General features: G+C 59.4%; 22 protein-coding genes. 4 read left to right on the top strand and 18 right to left on the bottom strand.

All coding sequences use genetic code 11. The features are described 5' to 3' along the window. Positions 1-13: 13 nt before the first annotated feature. From HY29_RS05005 to HY29_RS18800, 6 genes are all read right to left on the bottom strand, one after another. Positions 14-1,402 (bottom strand): CpaE/TadZ family protein, encoded by a 1,389-nt coding sequence (locus HY29_RS05005; RefSeq protein WP_034793429.1) that lies wholly within the window; start codon positions 1,400-1,402, stop codon positions 14-16. 27 nt (positions 1,403-1,429) lie between these two features. Next, positions 1,430-2,140 (bottom strand): CpaD family pilus assembly protein, encoded by a 711-nt coding sequence (locus HY29_RS18290; RefSeq protein ID WP_051601139.1) that lies wholly within the window; start codon positions 2,138-2,140, stop codon positions 1,430-1,432. Between the two features lie 10 nt (positions 2,141-2,150). Further along, complete coding sequence (locus HY29_RS04995; protein WP_034793385.1) at positions 2,151-3,716, bottom strand: type II and III secretion system protein family protein; 1,566 nt, start codon at positions 3,714-3,716, stop codon at positions 2,151-2,153. 2 nt (positions 3,717-3,718) lie between these two features. Then, on the bottom strand, positions 3,719-4,567 hold the full coding sequence (cpaB, locus tag HY29_RS04990; RefSeq protein WP_051601138.1) for a Flp pilus assembly protein CpaB: 849 nt from the start codon (positions 4,565-4,567) through the stop codon (positions 3,719-3,721). Positions 4,568-4,666: 99 nt separating this feature from the next. After that, positions 4,667-5,182, bottom strand: a complete 516-nt coding sequence (locus HY29_RS04985) for an A24 family peptidase (RefSeq protein WP_034793371.1) — start codon at positions 5,180-5,182, stop codon at positions 4,667-4,669. Between the two features lie 133 nt (positions 5,183-5,315). Then, positions 5,316-5,471: a Flp family type IVb pilin gene (locus HY29_RS18800; protein WP_081811236.1), complete on the bottom strand. Its 156-nt coding sequence runs from the start codon at positions 5,469-5,471 to the stop codon at positions 5,316-5,318. A gap of 385 nt (positions 5,472-5,856) precedes the next feature. Here HY29_RS18800 and HY29_RS04980 point away from each other — a divergent pair, with 385 nt between their 5' ends. From HY29_RS04980 to HY29_RS04970, 3 genes are all read left to right on the top strand, one after another. Next, on the top strand, positions 5,857-6,225 hold the full coding sequence (locus tag HY29_RS04980; protein ID WP_162176671.1) for a pilus assembly protein N-terminal domain-containing protein: 369 nt from the start codon (positions 5,857-5,859) through the stop codon (positions 6,223-6,225). A gap of 133 nt (positions 6,226-6,358) precedes the next feature. Further along, positions 6,359-6,916: a TadE/TadG family type IV pilus assembly protein gene (locus HY29_RS04975; protein WP_034793640.1), complete on the top strand. Its 558-nt coding sequence runs from the start codon at positions 6,359-6,361 to the stop codon at positions 6,914-6,916. A 5-nt stretch (positions 6,917-6,921) separates the two neighbouring features. Beyond that, positions 6,922-7,524, top strand: coding sequence for a TadE/TadG family type IV pilus assembly protein (locus HY29_RS04970; protein ID WP_241765138.1), 603 nt, complete (start codon positions 6,922-6,924; stop codon positions 7,522-7,524). Positions 7,525-7,546: 22 nt separating this feature from the next. Here the strand turns inward: HY29_RS04970 and HY29_RS04965 are convergent, their stop codons facing one another. After that, positions 7,547-9,052, bottom strand: coding sequence for an MFS transporter (locus tag HY29_RS04965; RefSeq protein WP_034793365.1), 1,506 nt, complete (start codon positions 9,050-9,052; stop codon positions 7,547-7,549). A gap of 92 nt (positions 9,053-9,144) precedes the next feature. After that, on the bottom strand, positions 9,145-10,569 hold the full coding sequence (murC, locus tag HY29_RS04960; RefSeq protein ID WP_034793362.1) for a UDP-N-acetylmuramate--L-alanine ligase: 1,425 nt from the start codon (positions 10,567-10,569) through the stop codon (positions 9,145-9,147). 180 nt (positions 10,570-10,749) lie between these two features. Between murC and HY29_RS04955 the strand changes: the two genes are divergently transcribed. Further along, positions 10,750-11,256: a DUF3291 domain-containing protein gene (locus HY29_RS04955; protein ID WP_206741927.1), complete on the top strand. Its 507-nt coding sequence runs from the start codon at positions 10,750-10,752 to the stop codon at positions 11,254-11,256. On the opposite strand, the gene murG is transcribed toward HY29_RS04955, so the two are convergent. From murG to HY29_RS04905, 10 genes are read right to left on the bottom strand one after another with little or no spacing between them, the layout of a single operon-like run. Next, entirely contained in the window at positions 11,253-12,350 is a 1,098-nt protein-coding gene (murG, locus tag HY29_RS04950; protein ID WP_034793359.1) for an undecaprenyldiphospho-muramoylpentapeptide beta-N-acetylglucosaminyltransferase, read from the bottom strand. The genes HY29_RS04955 and murG overlap by 4 nt on opposite strands. Continuing rightward, the gene (locus tag HY29_RS04945; RefSeq protein ID WP_051601137.1) at positions 12,343-13,494 is read right to left on the bottom strand and encodes an FtsW/RodA/SpoVE family cell cycle protein; all 1,152 of its coding nucleotides are present in this window, start codon (positions 13,492-13,494) and stop codon (positions 12,343-12,345) included. The genes murG and HY29_RS04945 overlap by 8 nt, the downstream gene beginning before the upstream one ends. Beyond that, a complete protein-coding gene (gene murD, locus HY29_RS04940) occupies positions 13,491-14,906 on the bottom strand; it encodes a UDP-N-acetylmuramoyl-L-alanine--D-glutamate ligase (RefSeq protein WP_034793349.1) in 1,416 nt (471 codons plus the stop codon). Before murD ends, HY29_RS04945 begins: the two co-directional genes overlap by 4 nt. 10 nt (positions 14,907-14,916) lie before the next feature. Beyond that, complete coding sequence (gene mraY, locus HY29_RS04935; RefSeq protein ID WP_034793348.1) at positions 14,917-16,110, bottom strand: phospho-N-acetylmuramoyl-pentapeptide-transferase; 1,194 nt, start codon at positions 16,108-16,110, stop codon at positions 14,917-14,919. After that, positions 16,110-17,543, bottom strand: coding sequence for a UDP-N-acetylmuramoyl-tripeptide--D-alanyl-D-alanine ligase (locus HY29_RS04930; protein WP_034793347.1), 1,434 nt, complete (start codon positions 17,541-17,543; stop codon positions 16,110-16,112). The genes mraY and HY29_RS04930 overlap by 1 nt, the downstream gene beginning before the upstream one ends. Beyond that, the gene (locus HY29_RS04925; RefSeq protein ID WP_241765137.1) at positions 17,540-18,979 is read right to left on the bottom strand and encodes a UDP-N-acetylmuramoyl-L-alanyl-D-glutamate--2,6-diaminopimelate ligase; all 1,440 of its coding nucleotides are present in this window, start codon (positions 18,977-18,979) and stop codon (positions 17,540-17,542) included. The genes HY29_RS04930 and HY29_RS04925 overlap by 4 nt, the downstream gene beginning before the upstream one ends. Continuing rightward, a complete protein-coding gene (locus tag HY29_RS04920) occupies positions 18,976-20,604 on the bottom strand; it encodes a peptidoglycan D,D-transpeptidase FtsI family protein (protein WP_034793346.1) in 1,629 nt (542 codons plus the stop codon). Before HY29_RS04920 ends, HY29_RS04925 begins: the two co-directional genes overlap by 4 nt. Continuing rightward, entirely contained in the window at positions 20,601-20,942 is a 342-nt protein-coding gene (gene ftsL / locus HY29_RS04915; RefSeq protein WP_051601136.1) for a cell division protein FtsL, read from the bottom strand. The genes HY29_RS04920 and ftsL overlap by 4 nt, the downstream gene beginning before the upstream one ends. Then, complete coding sequence (gene rsmH / locus HY29_RS04910; RefSeq protein WP_051601135.1) at positions 20,939-21,970, bottom strand: 16S rRNA (cytosine(1402)-N(4))-methyltransferase RsmH; 1,032 nt, start codon at positions 21,968-21,970, stop codon at positions 20,939-20,941. The genes ftsL and rsmH overlap by 4 nt, the downstream gene beginning before the upstream one ends. After that, positions 21,970-22,482: a division/cell wall cluster transcriptional repressor MraZ gene (locus HY29_RS04905; RefSeq protein WP_051595001.1), complete on the bottom strand. Its 513-nt coding sequence runs from the start codon at positions 22,480-22,482 to the stop codon at positions 21,970-21,972. The genes rsmH and HY29_RS04905 overlap by 1 nt, the downstream gene beginning before the upstream one ends. Between the last annotated feature and the right edge of the window lie 266 nt (positions 22,483-22,748).

Below are 22,748 nucleotides of genomic sequence, written 5' to 3'. Positions count from 1 at the left end.
GGCTCCCTAAGGGCTATTTGCCAAGCAGTTTCTTGAAGAAGGATTTCTCGACCGGCTCGATTGTCCGGCCAGACATGGCACAGGCCAGATGGTCAATGGCTTGCGAGGATTTCGAGGCCGCGTCCGTTTCGGAAATCATCTGGCCATTATTGGCCGCCGTGCCGAACAGTTCTGGCTCGAAGGGAAGGATGATTTCTGGCTCCACGCCGATGGCGGCGGCGAAGTCCTTTACCGGAATTTCGGGACGCTTCGGCACACCGCTCATGTTCAAGACAAGGCGGGGCGGATTGTCGTTCGGCCGTTTGGCCTTCAGCTGGTCGATAAAATTCTTGCCGTTGCGCAGGGAGGCGAGGTCTGGCTGGCAGACAACGATCACCTCATCAGACGCGACCAGCGTCTCCAGCATCCAGGCGGACCAGACATGCGGCAGGTCCAGCACCACATAGGGCACATTACGGCGAACGACGTCGATCACCATGGAATAGGACTCGTCGGGAATATCCATGATCTGATTGATCGTGGCGGGCGCGGTGAACAGTGACAGGCGCTCCGTCGGCTTGGCCAACAGGCGCTCGACAACGGTGTCGTCGGCCCGTTCCGGTGCCAGCAGGGCATCGGCGATGGTCTGCGGCGTCTCCTGGTTGAAGTCCAGCGCTGTTGTGCCGAAGGAGAGGTCCAGATCCACCAGCGTGGTGTTGACCTTCACATTCTCTGCCAGGGCCCAGGCCAGATTGTGTGCAATCGTGGAGGACCCTACCCCGCCCTTGGCGCCAACCACGGAAATCTGCTTACCGACAAATGGCGCATCCGGGTTGTGAAACAGCTCTCCAATGGAACGGATGACCTGAAGCGGCTCGAATGGCGGCACGAGATACTCGCTGACACCGCGCGCAATCAGCTGGCGGTAGAGCGTAATGTCATTGACGCTGCCGATGACCATGACCTTCACGGTCTCATCGCAATGCTCTGCCAGCTGATCGATCTCCCGAAGCACCTGTCCGGCAGAATCAGACGATTCGATCAGCAACAGGTTTGGCGTCGGATTCTCGCTCATATAGGCAATCGCAGCCGGGATGCCGCCGGGAATGGACTCCACTGTGGCCCGGCCCATACGGCGATCATTGGCGCAGGTTTCCAGCAATTGGCGAGTCTCATCGCGCTCATAGAACAGCTTGATGGAGATGGCAGGCAACATGCTGTCGCCGCCCGCACGATCAACGGTGCTGAACCGGAAAGCGTCATTGTCTGCAGTCGGCGGCGTTACCGCTTCATCGGCCATGGCGCCTGTCTCAGCCGCAGGCTCCGCAGACGGTTTGACCAGATCCGCCAGCGGATCTTCTGCAAAGACGTCCTCGAAATCGGGATCGATCTCGTCGTCGAAAAGTGCTTTGTCATGTGACATGTTCAGCCCAATCCTCTCTCGCCCGGCCTAGTTTCCAACCGCGGTGGAAACAGTCCCGGATTCATTGTCGGACCGCTCCGCGCCTGTAGCTTCACCTTGGCGGAATTTCTCAAGAATAACGCTGCGGCGCAGCGGATCTGCCGGGTCCAGGGCCCGCTGCCCCAGCAGGTCGGCCGGATCGGCAATCATGGCAGCCAAATTCGTGCGAACCGCGCAGCCAAGCGTCGGCTGCTCATTATTGGATTTGATATCGGCAAAATCCATGCTGGCCATGGACGGGCAGTCCGGTGCGATCGCGTCATATGTCTGATAGGCCAGGATCAGCGGCTCTGTCAGGTCTTCTTCAGTGCCATGATGACTATCCGAAATCTCTTCATATTGAACGCCGTTTTCCCAGGCGATGGTCCGTGCCTCGGAGATTGCAGCGACAGCCAGTTGCGGATTGGCCGATGAGGTCGGCAGCGACATGACCAGCGGACCATGCCCCTTCTGGCGATAGTCGACCACGAAATTGTTGATCCGCGCCTTGTCGGCCAGGCTCAGTTCGCTACCGGAAGTGTCCAGATCAATTTCGAGAAATTCAGTGCGCTTGGCAACGCCGATCGGGTTACGGTCGAGCGCCGTCCCCTGAAGATAGGATTTCGGCACCGCGGTCGGCGCGTAATTGGAACAGGCCGCCAACGTGCCCAGTGCCGTCACAGCGGCCAGACCAAAAGATAGTGTCTTCAATCTGCTCATTCCTCGTCCCCTACTCCTCAATGAAGCCAACAGGGCTGCGATAATCGGAGGCGTCCACCGGCGCGCCATCCTTGCCATATTGTTCGTTCAGCTTTCCGAAGAAAATCGTCTTCGCGTCCGATGCGTTCGCATAGCCATCTGCCGGCGTACGCAGCTGGTTCTTGGCAGTCGGATCAACCAGATACGGCGTTACGATCACGACCAGCTCTGTTTCCTCCTGCAGGAAATCCCGCGACTGGAACAGCGCGCCCAGAACCGGCAGTTTCTTCAGACCGGGCAGCTGATCCAGATTCTGACGGGACCGGGACTGGATCAGGCCGGCCATCATCATGGAGCCACCAGACGGCAGCTCGATCGTGGATTCTGCGCGCCGCACCGTCAGCGCTGGCAGGGTCACCCCCTCCTGCGTGACGACATTGCCATCACTGTCGACCGTTGTTGTGCTGGCAGCCTGATAGGCGCCTTGCGAGCTCAGTTCGGAAACTTCGGTGGACACCTTGAGAGAGATACGTCCCTCTGACAGCACGACAGGCGTGAAGCCGAGACCGACACCGTAAGGTTTGAACTCAATCGTGATGCGGCCATTATTGTCCTGGCCGATAGGCACAGGGAACTCGCCGCCCGCCAGGAATTTCGCACTCTCTCCGGACATGGCAACCATGTTCGGTTCGGCCAGCGTCTTGACCACGCCAATCCGCTCCAGCGCGTTGATCGTCACACCAACCGCAGACTGAAGGTCGCCTCCGACATAGTTCGCATAATTGAAAGCTGTATTCAGACCGCCAATGCTTCTTCCCTGCACAGGAAAACTCAGGCCGGTATCAATGTTGCCCGAATAATCGAAGGGTAGACCGGGCTCCAGTGTGGTTGTTTCAGCATTTACCGGAACACCATTCGCGTCGGGAAGAAAAAGCTGTTTCTCAACAAGCTTTCCCAAATCCCCAAAGGTCGGGCTGCCGCTCAGATTGACGCCCAGCTGTTTTACCGCATTACGCTGCATCTCCACGATGCGCACTTCCAGTAGCACCTGATCCTTGGCGGAGATGCTCATCATATTGACAATGTCGGCATTGTTGCCAGAGCCGACATAGGCCTTGACGAGGCGCTCAACCGTATCGAATTCCGTCAGATTGCTGGCATTCCCGGTAATGACGATATTGCCATTCATGCCTTCGACCTTGACGCGGGCGCCGGGCACCAGACGCGCGATGGTTGAATGCAGATTGGCCATATCCATTTCGACGCCAATTTCGAGATTCAGCAGCTGTTTGCCATACTGGTCAAAGACGAACGCATTCGTCTGACCATAGCTGACCCCGCGGAAAATGATCCGCTGCGCCGTCTGCACAACAGCATCGGCAATCTTGGGATTCGTGATCACGACATCAGCAGCCGGCTGGTCCAGATCAATCACCATGGATTTGTTGAGGCCCAGCGTGACGCGCTGGCTGGACTCAGACTCCCCTGGATAGGTAATCCGTGTGCCCTGCGTACCCGGTTCGGCATGCGCAAAGGACGGCGTGGATGCCGCCATGGCCAAGACGAAGAGGCCCGTAATGCTGTTGCGTGGTTTCATGTTCAGCGTCCCCAAGGCCGACTCGGCGTATCCGGCTGTCCATTCTTGTAAACAACCACCCCACTCTCCATTAGCGTATCGCCGGCAGAGTTGAGCAAATCTGACCGCGCCTTGCGGCTTTCCCCTTCTCCCACATCGGACCAGGAGCGAAGCGAGAGGGACAGGAGGCCCCGGCGCTCTGAATAGGCAATCAGTTCTGCCTCTTCCCCGGTAACTTCCAGCGTCGCGGTACTGCCAATCTGCGTCGCGCCGCCAAACTCGTCCGTGGTGTAAACCTGGTCGATTGCCAGAACACGCACGTTCTGAAGTATGGTCTTGGTGATCGGCATCTTGTCATCACCAGACCCACCACTTGAACCTGAAGCCACCTCATAAGTGAGGATGACATCAACATGGTCATTGGGCAGGATGAAGCCACCCGTTGCGGATTCCACCGAAATTTCTACGGCGATGGCGCGCATGCCAGGCGTCAGCAGCGCAGCCATGGTGCCTGTATCACCTTTCATGACCAGCTTGGTGTCCATGATCGGCTCTTTTTCATAGATCGGAATACGCACAATACTGCCGGACAATTTCTCCATGGCGTCCGGGTCAGCGGCCTCCGTGCTGTATGTATTGAGAACATTGCTCTCCGGCCAGTCGGCCCAGCGCATATCTTCCGGCACGATCATCTCGCCAACCTGCAGGTTTCGCTTGGCAACCAGGACCCGCGTCTGGGAAATTTCCTGTGTCTCAACGACCGGCGCAGGCGCTTGCGGCGCGGGAGCTTGCGCCATGTTGCGCACTAGAAAAGCCGCGGCAATGGCTGCGATAGCGGCACCAACAAGAATGATCAAACGTATCGGCGACATCAGATGTCACTCCCCTAGATACATGGTCCGAGTAGACACACTTGCGGCATGTACCCACCCGATTTGCCCCGACAATTTCACACCGGGCCTAAAGCATCGTTAACCGAAAAAACTGATCTGTCTTAAGACTCCGCTAAGGAATGGAGACCCGGCACCGGCAACGAAAACACCGATGGCAATCGCCACCCCATACGGAACACCCGCCTTTTCCTCAAAAGGTGCGCGGACAGCGCCCGGCAACACTTCCACCGGCATGGTCTTGCGCACGAGCAGGATCAGCAGGGCGCAGGCCCCTCCCGCGATCGCCATTGCGAACAGGAATTCAAAGGCCACGTTGGGGCCAAGCCATAACATCACGGCAGGGATCATCTTGGCATCCCCTCCCCCGAAAACATTGAAGGCGAAGAGGGCAAAGGCGATGACGAATGCACACAGAGCAGCAAGAAGATGCCCCCCAAGAATTTCCAGGGGCAGGCCGGAAACGAACGCGGCCGGAATGAACAACACCGCCAGTGTAAGGTTCAGCCAGTTCGGTATGGTCAGGCGGTTTACATCATGAAGCGCGGCAAACACACACAGTGCCAGAAACAGGCCGCCAAGAATTGTCAGGATCATGATCTCGCTTCCCCAAGCTTTGATTTTCCCGAACCATGCCGAAAAAGGTTGAAGGAAGTTTTATCCGAGCAGACATGAAAAAAGCCGCCAGGTTCCCCCGGCGGCTTCCAAACCGTTGACGGTTTCGCCTAGCTTAGGCGATAGCGTCTTTCACTGCGATGAACTTAGCGTTCGTAGCCGTACCAAGAGCGGTAACACCGCCGATGATAGCAACAGCAATAAGAGCAGCGATCAGGCCGTATTCGATAGCCGTGGCGCCAGACTCGTCTTTAAGAAAACGTGCAAACATTTGGAAACTCCCATCATGCATTTCTAACTGCCCCGGTTTTGGATTTCTCTGCCCGGAACAGTGATGACCTTAGGGTATCAGTCTCAATATCAGGTGAAAGAAAACAGAAAATCCATAAAGGCGGATGAGTGATTCGTTTACCATTTGACGCCCTGCAAACACTGGGCTTTTTGATTCGCCGCCTCCATGCCTGAGTATAATTATAAAGTATACCCCTAGTTTCCTGATGACCTTCTGGGAACCCTATTAGGAAAGGCGCAACCTTATTCAGCGAATGTTGGCGGGCTGATTTACTCTGGAGACGGCAGACATGAAGTTCGCGGGGAAACTTTGCGCATTGCCGCTGGCGGGCGCCTTTTTGACGCAAATTGCTATAGCGGAGCCCTTGACTGTACAAGCAAACACAACGGTTCCCGTAAAGCTGAATGGGACAGTAGACAGCGTCGTGCTCGGCAATCAGAGAGTTGCCGATGTTGCAGTTCATAATGAAAATCTGATCTTCATTACAGGTCGCTCGGCAGGCACGACGAATGTCATGGCCTTCAATGAAAACGGTGACCAGGTCTATGCCGCCGACATCATTGTCACGGTGGATACGAGCAATCTCGTCACGGTTAATCGCTCCGGCGAAGACTATACATATGATTGCGCACCAGAATGCGTACCAACGCCTTCCCTGGGAGATGAGCGCAGCTTCTTCTCCTCAGTGATTGGCCAGGAAAACAGTCTCGATCGGCGCGCACAGGGCAAATAGCGCCCTTCCCTGCCCCAACATCATGGCGGTCTGCTGGGATTTGTGAAATTTCACCTAAGTCTGCAACGGCATGAAAACTGTGCTTTGCTACAGTCCCAATTGGACCTGCATGTCCTTTTGGGGAAGCCGCGCGATGACAATTCCGTTTACAATTCTGACCGCTCGCCTGCAGCGCAAGGCGGAAGCCTGGTGCCAGGACCGAAAAGGGGCCGCAGCCGTCGAGTTTGCGCTGGTGGCTATCCCGTTCTTCTTCCTGATCTTCGGCATTCTTGAGGTCTGCCTGATCTTCATCATGTCGACCGTCCTCGAGAACTCGGTCAGTGAGGCTGCCCGCAAAGTCCGTACAGGGCAGGCTCAGGAAAGCGGGTATACGGAAGTCGAATTCCGGCGCGACATCTGCAATGAGTTCTTCAACCTGCTGAGCTGTGACAACAAGCTTCACATTGACGTCCGCTCCATGACCAAATTCAGCGCGGCAGACATGAGCACCCCCAAGGATGCAGATGGCAATCTGGATGATGTCGGCTTCATCTATGATCCGGGCGAGGCCAATGAAATCGTGGCAGTTCGGGTTTATTATGAATGGCCACTAATTACGCCGATCATTTCTGCCCCCCTGGCAAACCTTCCCGACAATCGGCACCTGCTTCAGGCCAATGCCGTATTCCGCAACGAGCCTTTCGGAGACTGATGGACATGGCAAAGAAATCCCTTCTTTCCCGGCTGAACCCGCGTCTGAAATGGCGCGGTGTGCGGGGCATCCGCTATAATGAAAAGGGCGTCTCGGCTGTTGAGTTTGCCCTGATTGCCCCCATCCTCATTCTGCTTTATCTCGGCGCGGTTGAACTCAGCCTGCTGATGAGAGTGGACCGGCGCGTAACGTCAACCAGTTCCAGCCTGGGTGACCTGACAGCCCGTCTTGCCAAAGTCACCGATGATGACATGCGCGAGATGTTCGCAGCTGCTGACGTGATGATGCAACCCTATAGCGCCCGGACCGCCCGCATGCGGATCACGAGCATCGTGGACAATGGCGACGGTAATGCCCGCGTGGCCTGGTCAGATGCCTACCTGATGACCCCCTATTCCAAGGGCACAATCCTGAGTGTTCCAGAGGGCATCATTTCGTCTCCTGGCTCGGTAATCTTTTCAGAGGTCGAGTATAATTATGACGGCGCCCTTGGGGGCTTCCTGACCAATGACCAGAAGTTGCGCAGCCAGTTCTATCTGCGTCCACGCCGGGTTCGCGAGATCGAGCGTGTCTCAGGTGGCGGGGCAGTTTTCGGCCCGACCAGCTAAGTCAGACAGGGCCCCGCCTGCCCTATTCCGCAGGCGCCTTGCTGACATTCACCCGGGTCAGAACGGCAAAGCCGCAGAAGAACAGAAGCGCGATCGCAGACATGCCGACGCGCTGGCTGTTTGACCAGGTCGTGAACAACTCGATCAACAGCGGCCCGATCCAGACTGTTACCGTGCCGGCAATGGCGTAGAGGCCAAAGAACTCTCCCCGCATATGCTTGGGCGCAACATGCACCAGCATGGAACGGCTGGACGATATGTTCGCTGTCGCGAAGACACCGATCAGCGCCCCGGTAAGCAGATAGGAGACATCTGACAGGCTGGAGAAGACAGGGGTATTCCACAAGTCTCGGTTATCGATCAGCCCGTAGAGAATGGAGTCCCGCGTGACCGAGAGGCTGAGGAACAAGATCAGCACGATCGCCATCAATTCCATCAGAAGGGCATTCTTGGGGCCGAGCTTTGAGTCAAACCAGCCCCCGGCCACACCTCCAACGGCAGCCCAGATCGAGGCCCAGATCGCATAGACGGTCAGCTCGACAATGCCCCAGCCAAGAAACAGGCTGACATAGACCGCAGACAGCGCCAGCAGGGCAAACATGCCATCGGCATAGATTGTCCGCGCGATCAGAAATTTGAACGCTTCACGGTGCTGGCTGGCCTTTCGTACCGTGCGAATGACATTCTGAGCGCCTTGCTTGACCGACGGAAACAATTTCGTGCCTTTTCGGCCGGTATCTTTCGCATACAGGAAGAATGGCAGCATCATCACGATCAGCCAGACGGCACAGATCGGCCCGGCAATCCGGAAATGCTCATATTTCGACGTATCAATACCGAAAAGCGGCTCAGCGAATGGCCAGTGCATCATGTCCGGCAAGGCAAACATGAAGACGATGGCAACGAACAAGAGGGTCGACGCCGCATTGCCAAGCGCGAGCCCCATGCCCGACACCGCAGGCAAGGCTGCGGGGCGCGCGGCATCCGGCAACATGGAATTGTGCGTCACTTCGCTGAATGTGTAGCAGACATAAGCCGCAATCAGGATGCCAATGATCGCACCTGTGGGCAGGCCCGCCTCACCGGGAATGGCCCACCAGAGCAGGAAGCTGAGCACCGAAAGCGCCCCAAGGAAAAGTAGGAGCAGCGGCTTGCGGCGCAGGCCCCGGTCAAACGCCGCGCCCAGGAAGGGCGCCGTCAGCGCGGCAATCGCGCCTGCCCATTTTGACAGGGAGGCAACCACTGCCTGCCCTTTCGCCCCGGCCACCTGAGCAGCCGTGTCCGCGTCCATGCCGTCCAGCTCTCCGCTGGCCAGAATGTCTGCGCCGATAATGTCGCGCGCGAAATATGGCGCGAATACGTAGATAATGATGAGAATATAGTAGGGATTGCGCGCCCATTCGAACCAGGCCCAGGCAAAGCCCGTCTTGCCGAAAACGCCGCCTTCCCCACCTGGCACAACGCCCTGCTCGGCGGCGACAATCGCCGCCTCTTCATCCTGACCTGGTGACAATGATGTCTCAGTCATTCGATTTCCTCCACTTCACCTCTACCGGGCGCTGGAGAAGAACCTGCGACATTCGCAGGCAAAGGGAAAGGCGTTTTAGCCTTGTCGCAGCGTCAGGACTGTAGCTTTTCCGCCAGTTCGCCTGCATAGCGGGTGATATCTCCGGCGCCCAGACAGACCACCATCGCGCCCGGCTGAGCCAGGGATTTCAGTACATCAGGCAGCTCATCCAGCGATGACAGGGTCTGTGCCCCGCGGTGACCATTGCGCGCAATGCTGGTGACGAGGCTTTCATGCGTAAAGCCCTCAATGGGGCTCTCCCCGGCCTCATAGACCGGCGCGACAAGCACATTGTCGGCCTGGTCAAAGCAGCGTGAGAAATCCTCGAACAGGTCCCGCAGGCGGGTGTAGCGGTGCGGCTGGCACACAGCGATCAACTGGCCTTGGCCCAGCATGGCGCGGGCTGCTTTCAGCACAGCCTCGATCTCGACCGGGTGATGGCCATAATCATCAATAATGCGCACAGGCGCCTCGCCTTCGATAGGCGTCCACTCTCCCACCGGCGTGAACCGGCGCTTCACGCCACCAAACTGGTTGAGGGAGGTTCGGATCTGTTCGTCACTCGCGCCCAGCTCCAGCGCCACAGCGATGGCGGCCAGCGCGTTCTGGACATTATGCTCCCCCGCCATGGGCAGGGTCAGCCCTTCAATCATGCGCGGCTGGGCAGAGCCCGGGCGGCGGAGCGCCACATCAAAATGCGCACCGGACAGATCTGTTGTGAGGTTTACGGCCCGCACATCGGCCTGACGGTTAAAGCCATAGGTAATGCGCCGGCGGTCTGTCACGCGGGAGGCAAGGCCCTGCACTTCGGGGTGGTCTGTGCACAGCACAGCAAAGCCATAGAAGGGCAAATTCTCGACGAAGACATCAAACGCCTCGCGCAGTTTCTCCATGGAGCCGTAATGGTCCATGTGCTCGGGGTCGATATTCGTGACCACGGCGCAGGTCGGGTGCAGCTTTGCGAACGTACCGTCGCTCTCATCGCTTTCCACGACCATCCAGTCGCTTTCGCCCGCCTTGTAGTTGGAGCCATAGGCATGAATGATCCCGCCATTGATGACGGTGGGGTCGATGCCAGAGCCATCCAGAAGCGCCGCGACCATGGAGGTCGTTGTCGTCTTGCCATGCGTGCCGGCAATGCAGACTGTGTATTTCAGACGTGTGATCTCTGCCAGCATGTTGGCCCGGCGCACCACGGGGATCCCGGTGGCCCGCGCGGTCGCAACTTCCGGATTGTCGCCCTTGATGGCGGAGGAAATGATGACGGTGCCCGCCCCTTTCACATTCTCTCCGGAATGGCCGATGAAGATCTTCGCCCCGCGATCCCGCAGGCGCTGGATATTGTCGGACTCCTTGATGTCGGAGCCCTGCACTTCATAGCCCATCGTGATCATCACATCGGCAATGCCAGACATGCCGATGCCGCCAATACCGACAATATGTGCAGGGCCGAGATCAAAAGGTGTGGGAGATGTCATGAAGAAATCCGCTCAATCAGAGAAAACACGAGAAACAGCGTTACCTTGCTGCACATTGGAGAGGCAAGCGTTCGGGGCGATTCAAACTCAGCCATCTCTGCTGCGACAGTCCGGCCTGCCTCATTGCGTTGAGCATCCTTTTGAATCGTGGCTATTCATTGGCACAACAGGAGGTTGTTCATGACGCTTGAGACGAAAACGGAAATGCATCTGGCAGAATTGAATGTTGGCCGCCTCATCGCGGCAACCGATGATCCCCGCGTCAAGGAATTCATGGACAATCTCGATGTCATCAACGGCCTTGGCAAGCAGATGCCGGGCTTTGTCTGGATGATGGAAGGCTCTGGCGAGCCGGGCAAAGGCAATACCGAAAACAAGATCGGCGGCGACCCGCAATTCGTGTCCAACCTCACCGTCTGGGAAGATGTGGAAAGTCTTGAGCGCTTTGTGTGGGGCACGGTGCACCGCAAATTCTATGAACGCCGCGCGGAATGGTTCGAAATCCTGGGCGGCATGCATTTCGTGATGTGGTGGGTAGAGCCCGGTCACCAGCCGACGCTGGACGAAGCGCTGGAAAGACTGGCCGCGCGTGAACGCGACGGGGACTCAGACTTCGCCTTTGGCTGGGACTGGCTACGCGATGCGAAAATGCACCGCACGCATTCTTGTCGGCCCTCTGCAGCCTAAAGCTCAGCCACGCGCTCGGCCATGTCAGCGAGATCACGGGTGGCGTTGATTTTCGCTGAGGCCTTTGCGGCGGCGGCGCGGGCTCTCAAATCATCCGTATCCTGCAGGCGTGCTGTAATCAGGGCCCCTAGCAGTTTCGGGTAGAGATTGCTTTCCAGAACCATGTCCGCCGCGCCGACATCGACCAACGCTTCCGCATTGGCGGCCTGATGATCATCCATCGCAATTGCCAGCGGGATGAGGATGGAAGGCCGGCCAACCGCCGCGATCTCTGACACAGTGCCTGCGCCAGACCGCGCAATCACAAGATGCGCCTCGGACAGCTTTTCCGGCATGTCGGAGAAGAAGGGCGCCAGCTCAGCCTCGATCTTCATCCGGCGGTACATATTGTCGACAAAGGCATATTGTTCCTTGCGCACCTGCTGGATCACCTTGAGGCGAGATTGAAGCGGCGGCGGCACATGATCGGCAATGGCCGAAGGGATGATATCTCCAATGATCTTGGAGCCCTGGCTGCCGCCCGTAATCAGGATAGTCAGCTTGCCATCCGTGGAAGGATACGGGTCTTCCCGGCGGGCCAGAATGGGCGCCCGCACCGGATTGCCGACCGCCATATGCGCGCTCCAGTTCGGCAGGCGGTCCAGCCGGTCAAATCCGCTGGCGACCAGTTTGGCATGTTTGGCGAACTGGCGGTTCACCCGGCCCAGCACGGCGTTCTGCTCATGTATTATGATCGGCACTTTCTGACGCCGCGCTGCCGCCAAAGCCGGAAAGGCCGGATAGCCGCCAAAGCCGGCCACCAGCAAGGGCTGCGTTTCGCGGATCAGCGTCACTGCGCGGGAAATGCCTGCATTGATCTTCAAAGCAGCGCCCGGAACGGTCCACGGCTTGCGGAAATTGGGGGACGCGGCCTGCACCTGCTCCATCCATTCAGCGGGAAAGCCTTCGGCATATTTCACGCCGCGCTTGTCAGAGATCAGGCCGACCTTCCAGCCGCGGTCGCGCATCTCATCGGCAAAGGCCCGGGCCGGGAACAAATGCCCCCCAGTGCCGCCTGCTGCAATGATGACGAGCTTGTCTCTGCCTTCAACCATACCGGCCCCTTGTGCGCGTACCTTGTCCGCGCACAAGTGCCAGGGCAAGGCCGAGTGTCAATCCCGTGCCGATCATGGATGAGCCGCCGCTGGAAACAAATGGCAGTGTCATCCCCTTTGGCGGGATCAAGGCCAGATTAACGGCTATATTTATGGCAGCCTGAAGACCAAAAAGCGTGAAGAGTCCGGCACTCGCAGCCCGGGCATAGCCATCATCCACGCGCGCACTCGCGCGGAAGCCGCGGATGATCACCAACACGAAGATGCTCATCAGTACCAGCGCGGCGATCAGGCCATATTCCTCTGCCATGACAGCAAAGATGAAATCGGTATGCGCATCCGGCAGGTGCAGCTTGACCTGCCCCTCCCCCGGGCCGACGCCGAACAGGCCGCCCCGGCCAATCGCCTCGGCCGCCTTGTCGATCTGATAGGTGTCCGCCGAAGACGGATCGATGAAGCTGTTAATGCGCACGCGCACATGCGGCAGCAGCGCGTAGAGCAGCGCCGACAGGCTGATGCCGCCAACACCGAACCCGGCCGCCCAGCGCCAGGGCAGCCCGCTGACAAAGAAGGTGACAACAAAGGCCGCCGTCAACAGCACCGACTGACCGACATCTGGCTGCAACAGCAAAAGGCCCAGCGTCACCGCATAGAACAGGAAGGCAATGATCGCCCAGGGCCCGGTGGGATACAGCTCGCGCTGCGCCAACAGCCAACCGCTCAAAACGATCAGTGCCGGTTTGACCACTTCGCTCGGTTGCGCGGTGAAGCCGGCGACCTGCACCCAACGCTGCGCGCCCTTCGCTTCATGGCCCCACAGAAGGATGTAGAACATCATCGCCAGTCCGCCGATGAAGACCAGCGTTGCAAAGCGCCGCGCCCAGGACCGGTCCAGCATGCTGACGCCGATCATGATCACGCCGCTGGCGGCCACGAAGATCGCTTGGCGGAAGACGAAATAATATTCATTGTCATAACCGATGCGCGCAGCCGCGCTGGGCCCGGCAGCGAGCGACAGCAACATGCCAATGGCCATGAGAAACAAGGCGCCGCCGACCAGACCCCAATCAAGCGTCCGCCTCCACTCGGTCAGCCAGGATGTATCCGAGCGTGCGAGCAATGGGGCGGACGATACGTAGGTCAAGCCAACTCCTTCAACTCCTGCGGCATCATCGATTGGACGATGCTCCGAAACACATCCCCGCGATGTTCAAAATCGCGGAACTGGTCGAAACTCGCACAAGCAGGTGAAAGAAGAATGACCGGATGCTCATCGCCTGCAGCACTTGCATCTTTAAATGCAGCTTGAATGGCATGTTCCAGCGTGCCGCATTTCTGCAGCGCCACCTTCCCTTTGAGCGTATCGGCAAAGGCCTCTTCGGCATCGCCGATCAGATAGGCCTTGGCAACATTCGGAAAATGCGGCGCCAGGGATTTGATCCCGTCCGCCTTGGGCACGCCGCCAGCGATCCAGTAGGCATTCTTGTAGGCCTTCAGCGCCTGTTCGGCCGCCTCGGCATTGGTCGCCTTGGAGTCGTTGACGAATTTGACACCGTCAATCTCTCCCACCGTTTCCAGGCGGTGCGCCAGGCCGGGGAAGGATTTCAGACCATCCATGATGGTTTGAGAATCAAGACCCAGAGAGCGGCAGGCCGCATAGGCCGCCGATGCGTTCTGATGATTGTGACGTCCCGGCAGCGCGGTGCAGTCAGCGAGCTTGCCGACAAAGTTCGCCTGCCCGGTCGTGCTGTCATAAAGCCGTCCGTCCACGGCGCTGACCCCACGGCCAAGCGCATAGGTGGACGAGGCCTGAACGATACGGGCCGGGCCATTGGCCGACAGGCCGATCGCAATGGATTGGGTGATCACATCATCAAAACCGATAACCGCAACATCCTTTGCGGTCTGGTTCTGGAAGATGCGCATCTTCGCGGCCTGATAGCCTTCCATGCCGCCATGCCGGTCCAGATGGTCCGGCGTGATGTTCAGCAGTACGGCCACATCGCAATGCAGGCTCTTCACCAGGTCCAACTGGTAGGAAGACAGTTCCAGCACATAGATCGCATTGGCGTGCAGCGGGGCGAGGTCCAGCACGCCCGTGCCGATATTACCGCCGATGCGCACATCCCGGCCAGCCTGCTTCAGGATGTGCCCGATCAGCGCTGTCGTCGTGGATTTTCCATTGGTGCCGGTGATGCCGATGATTTTCGGGCGGCCACGTTCCGGCAGGGACTGCACGGCGCGGGCAAACAATTCCATGTCGCCGACAATCGGCACGCCGGTCATCTCGGCCATGCGCACGATGCGGTGCGGCTGAGGGAATTTGTAGGGCACGCCGGGCGACAGGACGAGCGCGGCAAAGGTCTGCCAGTCACGCTTGTTGATGTCAGACAAGGGCAGGCCTGCGGCCTCTGCCTTGGCGCGGGTTTCCTCATTGTCATCCCACGCATGAACACGCGCGCCGCCTGCCCTCAGGGCCTTGGCAGCCGAGAGGCCTGTCCGGCCAAGGCCGAACACTGCAACATCTCTTCCCGCATATTCATTGATCGGAATCATAAGTCTCGGACTACCTCAGCTTCAGTGTTGCGAGGCCCGCGAGGGCGAACAGGACGGACAGGATCCAGAAGCGGGCGACAACCCGGGTTTCTGGCCAGTTCTTTTTCTGGAAATGGTGGTGCAGCGGGGCCATCAGGAAGATACGCTTGCCCTGACCGGTCAGCTTGCGCGTGATCTTGAACCAGCCGACCTGCATCATCACGGACAGGGCTTCGATCACGAACAGGCCGCCAATGATGACAAGGGCGAACTCGTGCTTTGCGGCCACGGCCACGACGCCCAGCATGCCGCCAAGGCCCAGCGAGCCGGTATCGCCCATGAAGACTTTTGCCGGATAGGCATTGTACCAGAGGAACCCCATGCCCGCGCCGATCATGGCCGACAGCAAAACCGTCAGCTCTCCGGTGCCGGGCGTAAACTGGATGCCAAGATAATTGGCGAAGACGAAGTTACCTGTCAGATAGGCGATCAACGCATAGGCCGCGGCGGCGAACGTCATCGGCACAATGGCCAGGCCGTCCAACCCATCAGTGAAGTTCACGGCATTGGCGCTGCCAACCACCACGATCATGCCGAACAGGATGAAGAAGCCACCCAGCGGCAGGAAATAGTCATTCACGAAGGGCACAGCGACACCGCCGGAGAAGGACGGGTCTGCCGGCTTCACACTCGTCTCGGGCGCCAGGCCTGCAATCATTTCAGCAAGGCCGTTCAGCGGGCCCCATTCGGCATGGCCAGCCGGAGTATGCGCGCCCTGCAGGCCCATGATGAATGCGCACGCCAGGGCAGCAATGCCGAAACCGACGATCAGGCGCACACCTGCAGACACGCCATCTGCGCTCTGCTTCGAAACTTTTGCCAGATCATCCAGAAACCCAAGGAAGGCATAGGACAGGGTCACGAACAGGGTGACCCAGACATACGGGTTATGCAGATTACCCCACAACAGGACGCCGACGACCAGGCCAAGCCAGATCAGGAAGCCGCCCATGGTGGGCGTGCCCTGCTTTGACAGCTGCGCCTCCAGCGACAGGTCGCGGATCGGCTGTCCCTTGCCCTGCCGGGCCCGGAGGAAATTGATAATTGCATCACCGAAGATCACGGTCACCAGGAAAGCCGTCACAACGGCGGCTCCCGACCGGAAGGTGATGTAATTCAATAGATTGAATATACCGCTGTCAGCGGCCAGCCATTCATACAGCATCACCCGACCTCTGCGGTACTTTCTGCACCGCTATCCATCTTGCCCAACGCCGGCTCGCTCCATTGACGTAGCCGGTCTGCTAATTTGCCCATCCCGGACGCATTCGAGCCCTTGATCAAGAGCACATCACCGTCCTGCAGGGCTTTTTCGAGCTGATTCCACAGCTCTTCCCAATTGGGGGCCCAGATCTGCTGCAACTGAGGCGGAAGTGAGTCCGCAAGGTGAGTCATTTTGTCACCAACCAGGAAGACTCCGGCTGCGCCCGTATCGGCAACAGGGCCTGCCAGCGCCGCATGTTCCTCGTCAGAGGTCGCACCAATTTCCAGCATCTCACCCAAGGCAATCAGGCGGCGGCCTTCGGGCCGGCGGATCAGCGCCGCAAGGGAGGCGCGCATGCTGGCGGGGTTGGCATTGTAGGCGTCATCAATCAGCGTGATATGGCCGCCGCCCGGCAAGGCGAGCCGCTCAGACGTGCCGCGTCCGGGCGGCGGGGTGTAACCTGCCAGCGCCTCAGCGCAATCTTCCACGGCCAGTCCTGACTGGCTGGCCGCCAGCACGGCAGCGGCGGCGTTCAGCGCCCAATGTTCGCCTACGGCATTCAGCTTTACCAGCACGGGCTTGCCGACGACATCCAGCTGGATGCGGCTTTCCGTTCCGTCCGTCTCGTAGCCGACAATGCGGGCCGTCGCATTCGCGGCATGGCCGAAGCTTTCCAGGTTCCCGGTCGGGCAGAAACGCCGCGCCCGGCCTGCGAGGTATTCGAAGAACTCATCATCTGCCGGCAGGATGAAGGTGCCGCCCGCTTCCATTCCGGCAAAAATGTCAGCCTTTTCATGGGCAACCGCACTGAGAGAGCCGAGCCCTTCCAGATGCGCGCCGCCAATACAGGTGACGATGCCCGTATGTGGACGGACCATCTGGCTGCGCGGCGCAATCTCGCCCGGCGTGGACATGCCGATCTCGAACACTGCGCGGGCTGTCTCTTCCGGCATGCGCGCCAGCGTCAGCGGCACGCCCCAGTGATTATTGAAGCTTTTGACATTCCAGTGCGCCGGGCCGAAGGCGCGATAAATCTGCGCCAGCATTTCCTTCACACTTGTCTTGCCGACAGACCCAGTGACAGCCGTGCGGTGCGCGGCGCAGCGGATGCGGGCCGCAATACCCATCTGCTCCAGCGCCTTCAGCACATCCTCGACCACAATTTGCGGGCTATCGCCCACCTTGCGGGAAACGAGCGCGCCCGCCGCACCCGCCGCAAAGGCCGCCGCGACAAAGTCATGCCCGTCGCGCTGGTCGGTCAACGCCACGAACAGATCACCGGGCTTCAGCGTGCGCGTATCAATGGAGACACCGCCGGTAACGTTAAAGTCAGCCGTCGCGACGCCGCCTGTGGCGAGCGCAATATCCGCAGAGGTCCAAAGCGGCGCGGTCATCCGGCACCGCCTTCCAGCGCAGCCAGCGCTGTGTCCTGATCGGAGAAGGGAATAATCTCCTTGCCGATAATCTGGCCGGTCTCATGCCCCTTGCCTGCGATGACCAGCGTGTCACCTTTTTGAAGCTCGGCAATGAGGGTGCGGATCGCTTCACCGCGATCGCCAATCTCGCGTGCCTCCGGCGCAGCAGCCATGATGGCCTTGCGGATCAGGGCCGGGTCTTCAGAGCGCGGATTGTCATCAGTTACGATCACATCATCAGCCTGACGCGCCGCGATCTCACCCATTAACGGGCGCTTCTTGGCATCCCGGTCACCGCCGCAGCCAAAGATCACCTTCAGCCGCCCTGCCGTGTGCGGACGGACAGCGCGCAGAAGGACGTCCAGCCCATCCGGGGTGTGGGCATAATCCACGAACACACCTGCGCCCGCTTCAGTCTTGCCAACCAGTTCCAGACGGCCTTTGACCGGCTTGAGATTTTGCAGCCCTTTCGCCACCTCTTCGAACTCCATGCCCAGCGACAGGCAGATCGCCGCTGCAGCCAGCGCGTTCAGAGCCTGGAACTCTCCGATCAGGGGCAGTTCGAACGGCTTCTGTTCCACATCGCGCCAGAACAGGTTCAGCACCTGGCCAGTCGCGCGCGGCATGATCTCGTCAATCCAGAGGTCTTCGCCGCGCCAGCCAAAGGACACGACGTTCAGGCCATGCTCCGCAGCGGCCTTTTCGAACACGTCGCGATGGTCACTATCAGCGTTCACGATGGCCGGCATGCCCTGCCTGCCAAGGTCGCGGAACAGGCGCAGCTTGGCATTCAGATATTCTTCCATCGTCGCATGATAATCGAGATGGTCCTGCGTGAAGTTCAGGAAGGCGACAGCAGCCAGATCCACCCCGTCCAGGCGGTGCTGTTCCAGGCCATGGCTGGAAGCTTCCATCGCGCAATGCGTGACACCCTGCCCTGCAAGTTCCCGCAAGGTTTCGTGGATTGTCACCGGATCCGGGGTCGTGTGGCCGACATCAATCTTGCCCTTTGGACCAATCGCGCCAAGCGTGCCCATGGAGGCCGCCGAGAGGCCTGCGCCGGTCCAGATCTGGCGGCAGAAATCCACAGTCGAAGATTTGCCATTCGTACCGGTAATGGCCGCAATCGTCTTCGGCTGCGAATTGTAGAAATACTTTGCGGCCAGCGCCAGCGCCCGGCGCGGCTCATCCGCAATGACATGGGCCGCAGTCGTCACATCCACACCGCTATCGGACAGGATTGCAACCGCGCCTTTTTCAATCGCCTGCGGAATATAGTCCCGGCCGTCAGAGACCGTACCTTTCAGGGCAGCAAACAGATAGCCCGGCTGCACCCGGCGGCTATCGGCCGTCATGCCGGTGATCTCGGTCTCTCCATCCTCGACGAGGGGGAACAGGTCTTTCAGTTTGGTCACAGCGAACTCCTCTTCTCCTGGGCGGAGCCGAGGGGCGCGCCAGCCGGACGGATATCCTCAAAGCGCGGGGCCAGGCCGAGCAATGGCGCGACCCGCTCAATGATCCGTCCGGCTGTGGGGGCCGCATTATATGCTGCGGTGACGCCAATCTCGTTTCCGGCCTGCGGATCATCCAGAGTCACGATCAGGGCATATTGAGGACGATCATAGGGAAAGATCGCCGCAAAGCTGGTGACGTTTTCCGTATCGGAGTAGCCCCCGACGACCGGCTTCTCCGCCGTGCCAGTCTTACCTGCCACGCGGTAGCCTGCCACTTCGGCATTCTTGCCCGTGCCGGTCACAACCGCTTCGCGCATCATCACATTGACGATCTCCGCCGTCAGGGCAGACATCACGCGCACGGGCTGAGGCCGCTCGCGATGGTTCATGATCAGGGTCGGCTGAACCCGCTCGCCGCCATTCGCAAAGGCCGAAAAGGCCTCCAGATACGCCATCGGCGTGACGGCGATGCCATGGCCGTAGGAAATAGTCGCGGAATAGAGGTCATCGAACCGCTCGGGCAGGATCGGCGCCGCGCTGCCGGACAGCTCGATATGTGCGCGGTCCATCAGCCCGGCCTGTTTCAGGAAGGCCTGCTGGCGCCGCGTGCCAAGTTTCTCATTGATCCGCACCGTGCCGATATTGGAACTTTCGGAGATAATGTGGGTGACGTCCGCATCGCCATGGAAGGGATGGTCGTCCTTGATGGTGTAGCCCTTGATCTCCAGCGGCTTGCGCACATCGAACAGGTCTTTCGGATGCACAACGCCGCTCTCGATGGCCGCTGCCACGGTGAACGGCTTGAACACCGATCCCAGCTCATAAACGGCTCCCACAGCGCGATTCAGGCGGGAGGGGTCGCTCACCTCGATGTCCAGTGAGCGGTTCGGGTCAAAAGGCGGCCAGCTGGCCATGGCGCGCACTTCACCGGTCTGCGCATCCATCAGGATCGCGGCGCCGCCTTGTATGTCATGCTCTGCCGCAGTGGCAGCAAGTTCAGCCTCGACGGCGGCCTGCACCCCATTATCGATGGTCAGGCGAACGGCCTCGCCGCCTTTCGCCAGGCGGTCATTCTGGCTGTACTCGACGCCCCCTGCCCCGACGCCATCAATATTGGTGAAGCCCAGAACATGCCCGGCCAGTGTGCCACGGGGATAGGCCCGGCGGCTTTCCTCTTCAAAGCGCAGGCCCTCAAGCCCAAGATCGAACACCGCCTTGCGCTGGCGCGGGGTGAGACCGCGCTTCACCCAGACGAATTCCCGCGTCTGGTCAGACAGGCGCTCGCTCAAACTCTCGACATCAATCTCAGGCAGTACGGTGGCGAGCGCCGCAGCGACATCACCGCCATCCCAGATCAGTTTCGGGTTCGCGACCAGTGAATAGGCGCTGACAGATGTGGCCAGCAATTCGCCATTGCGGTCGACAATATCGGCGCGCGCGACACGCGGCGCCTCTTTCGCAGAGTGATGCACAGGTGCCGCGCCACCGGCCAACGCCAGATAGCCGGCTTTTCCCGCCAGGACGACAAACAGCGCGCCAACCCCAAGGCCAGCGATCCGTGTCCGGTTGCGGGAGGCTTCGCTCACTCTGGCGCCTCCCCTTTGGTTTCCGCTGCCGGGACCTGGCCCAGTTCGGTCACCGGCACGCCAACCATGACATCCAGATCATCTTCAGAGGCCATCTGCTCCGGCTTTGGCGGGCCCATGCCCAGCTCCTTGCGGGCATATTCCTCGATCCATTCACGGCGGCTCATATGCGACAGCTCGGTTTCGAGCAGCGCCTTTTCGTGAAGGGCCTCCTCGATCTGGGCTTCAACAGCCATCAGTTCCGCAGCCGTATCCTTCGCGCCATATTTCGCGCGGTACAGGCTCACAATCAGCAAGCCAATGACGACAAGTCCAAACAGGAACGCTCGGCGGCTCATACAGCATCCTCCAGCGCTGAGAGTGGCGGCAGGTTCATACCGTCACTCGCGTCTTCCATAATGACGGGGGCTTCCGTCCGGATGGCCGCCCGCAACTTGGCTGAGCGTGCCCGTGGATTGCCTTCCACTTCGTTAGCAGACGGCAGAACCGCTTTAGAAACAGCGAGTTCGAATGTGGAATCAGGGCCTTTTTGCGCCAAGGGCATGTGGCGAGACCCCCCACCCGTCTTTCCGGACCGGTCTCGCAGCCATTGCTTGACCATGCGATCTTCCAGGGAATGGAACGCCACAATCACCAGGCGACCACCCGGACGTAGCAGACGCTCTGCCGCGTGCAGCGCGCGGGCCAGCTCTCCCAGCTCGTCATTCACATACATGCGGATGGCCTGGAAGGTCAGTGTCGCGGGGTGGATGCGCGCACCCTTGCGGCCGCCGACAGCGTTCTCGACGGTCTCGGCCAGTTCAGTCGTGGTTTCGAATTTCGCTTCCTCGCGGCGGCGCACGATGGCCTTGGCGATTCGGCGCGCCTGCTTTTCTTCGCCCAGCCGGAAGATGACATTGGCGAGGTCGCGCTCGCTCATATAGTTGACGACATCCGCCGCCGTCGGCCCGACCGCGCCCATGCGCATGTCCAGGGGCCCATGTTTCATGAAGGAAAAGCCGCGCGCGGCCTGGTCAATCTGAAAGCTGGAGACACCAATATCCAGCACGACGCCATCCACCTGCTCAAAGCCGGCTTGCGGGACGATTTCGTCCATTTCGCCAAAGCGCCCAAGCAACGGAACGAGGCGCTCCATATCTTCCGCCATCTTCTCGGCGCGCAATATGGCGTCCAGATCGCGGTCAATCCCGACAAGCGTGCACTTGGCCGCCTGCAGGATGGCGCGGCTGTAGCCACCGCCGCCAAATGTGCCGTCAACAATGACATCGCCATCCTTCACGGCCAGCCATTCCAGCACTTCATCCAGCATGACCGGTTTGTGTCCGGCGGGCTCGCCTACAGTTGGGGTTGCAGTGTCTTGCGTCATCAGCCCTCCCCTCCGTCAATGATTGTGAGACCGGGCGCGCCACCAACCTGTTGGCGCAGCACTTCATTATAAGCCTGGCCAAGCGCTTCCAGCGTGTCTTCCTTCGCCGCCTCTGCCGCCATGGCATCGAAATGGGCGGCATGGCGTTCGGGGTTCCAGATCTGGAAGCTGTCCATATTGCCCGCGAATTTCACGCGGCCCTCAAGATCCGCTGCCTGCATAAGCTCGTCTGTCAGCTTGATGCGGCCGGTATCATCCATTTTCAGGTCGGCAGAGCCTGCGATGATGCGCGTGACAAGCGCCTTGCGAGCCGGCGATTGCGGCGCAAGACGAGTGAGTGTGGCGCGGTACATGGCCATCAGTGCTTCGCCGCCCCCTTCGAGGCAGCCGGAGCCGTCCAGCGCAGGCCAGAGGAAAATCCGGTTTCCACCGCCCAGCGCAGCGCGAAAGGAGGCGGGGATCGAGACCCGTCCTTTTGCATCAATAGCGCTTTCATAGGTGGAAACAAACACCCGCCAACCCTGACTTATTCTGCCTAAACCCCGCATGGGTAAACCATGTCTTAATTTGGAGTACCATGGGACAGGATGGGCCTCAATGGGCGCCGCAGATGAATCCAAATATCCACACACCCAGAAGCCCGAAATAAACAGGGAATATTACACGAACAAACGCGAACCCTTCCCCTACCCTATTTGGGACGCGTGAAAATTTCCTTTCTGAATCAGCTGGCTGCCTGCCGGTTGGCTGGAACATGGACCGAGATGAAAAAAGCCTG

This window comes from Hyphomonas beringensis, from assembly GCF_000682755.1.
Lineage (GTDB): Bacteria > Pseudomonadota > Alphaproteobacteria > Caulobacterales > Hyphomonadaceae > Hyphomonas > Hyphomonas beringensis.
Note: the sequence above shows the minus strand (reverse complement) of the source record. Positions and strands in the feature narration are given on the sequence as shown.

Excerpts from the sequence above, each read along its gene's own strand:
- HY29_RS05005 (WP_034793429.1), bottom strand. The coding sequence starts at position 1,402 with ATGTCACATGACAAAGCACTTTTCGACGACGAGATCGATCCCGATTTC.
- HY29_RS18290 (WP_051601139.1), bottom strand. The coding sequence starts at position 2,140 with ATGAGCAGATTGAAGACACTATCTTTTGGTCTGGCCGCTGTGACGGCA.
- HY29_RS04995 (WP_034793385.1), bottom strand. The coding sequence starts at position 3,716 with ATGAAACCACGCAACAGCATTACGGGCCTCTTCGTCTTGGCCATGGCG.
- cpaB (WP_051601138.1), bottom strand. The coding sequence starts at position 4,567 with ATGTCGCCGATACGTTTGATCATTCTTGTTGGTGCCGCTATCGCAGCC.
- HY29_RS04985 (WP_034793371.1), bottom strand. The coding sequence starts at position 5,182 with ATGATCCTGACAATTCTTGGCGGCCTGTTTCTGGCACTGTGTGTGTTT.
- HY29_RS18800 (WP_081811236.1), bottom strand. The coding sequence starts at position 5,471 with ATGTTTGCACGTTTTCTTAAAGACGAGTCTGGCGCCACGGCTATCGAA.
- HY29_RS04975 (WP_034793640.1), top strand. The coding sequence starts at position 6,359 with ATGACAATTCCGTTTACAATTCTGACCGCTCGCCTGCAGCGCAAGGCG.
- HY29_RS04970 (WP_241765138.1), top strand. The coding sequence starts at position 6,922 with ATGGCAAAGAAATCCCTTCTTTCCCGGCTGAACCCGCGTCTGAAATGG.
- HY29_RS04965 (WP_034793365.1), bottom strand. The coding sequence starts at position 9,052 with ATGACTGAGACATCATTGTCACCAGGTCAGGATGAAGAGGCGGCGATT.
- murC (WP_034793362.1), bottom strand. The coding sequence starts at position 10,569 with ATGACATCTCCCACACCTTTTGATCTCGGCCCTGCACATATTGTCGGT.
- HY29_RS04955 (WP_206741927.1), top strand. The coding sequence starts at position 10,750 with ATGACGCTTGAGACGAAAACGGAAATGCATCTGGCAGAATTGAATGTT.
- murG (WP_034793359.1), bottom strand. The coding sequence starts at position 12,350 with ATGGTTGAAGGCAGAGACAAGCTCGTCATCATTGCAGCAGGCGGCACT.
- murD (WP_034793349.1), bottom strand. The coding sequence starts at position 14,906 with ATGATTCCGATCAATGAATATGCGGGAAGAGATGTTGCAGTGTTCGGC.
- mraY (WP_034793348.1), bottom strand. The coding sequence starts at position 16,110 with ATGCTGTATGAATGGCTGGCCGCTGACAGCGGTATATTCAATCTATTG.
- HY29_RS04930 (WP_034793347.1), bottom strand. The coding sequence starts at position 17,543 with ATGACCGCGCCGCTTTGGACCTCTGCGGATATTGCGCTCGCCACAGGC.
- ftsL (WP_051601136.1), bottom strand. The coding sequence starts at position 20,942 with ATGAGCCGCCGAGCGTTCCTGTTTGGACTTGTCGTCATTGGCTTGCTG.
- rsmH (WP_051601135.1), bottom strand. The coding sequence starts at position 21,970 with ATGACGCAAGACACTGCAACCCCAACTGTAGGCGAGCCCGCCGGACAC.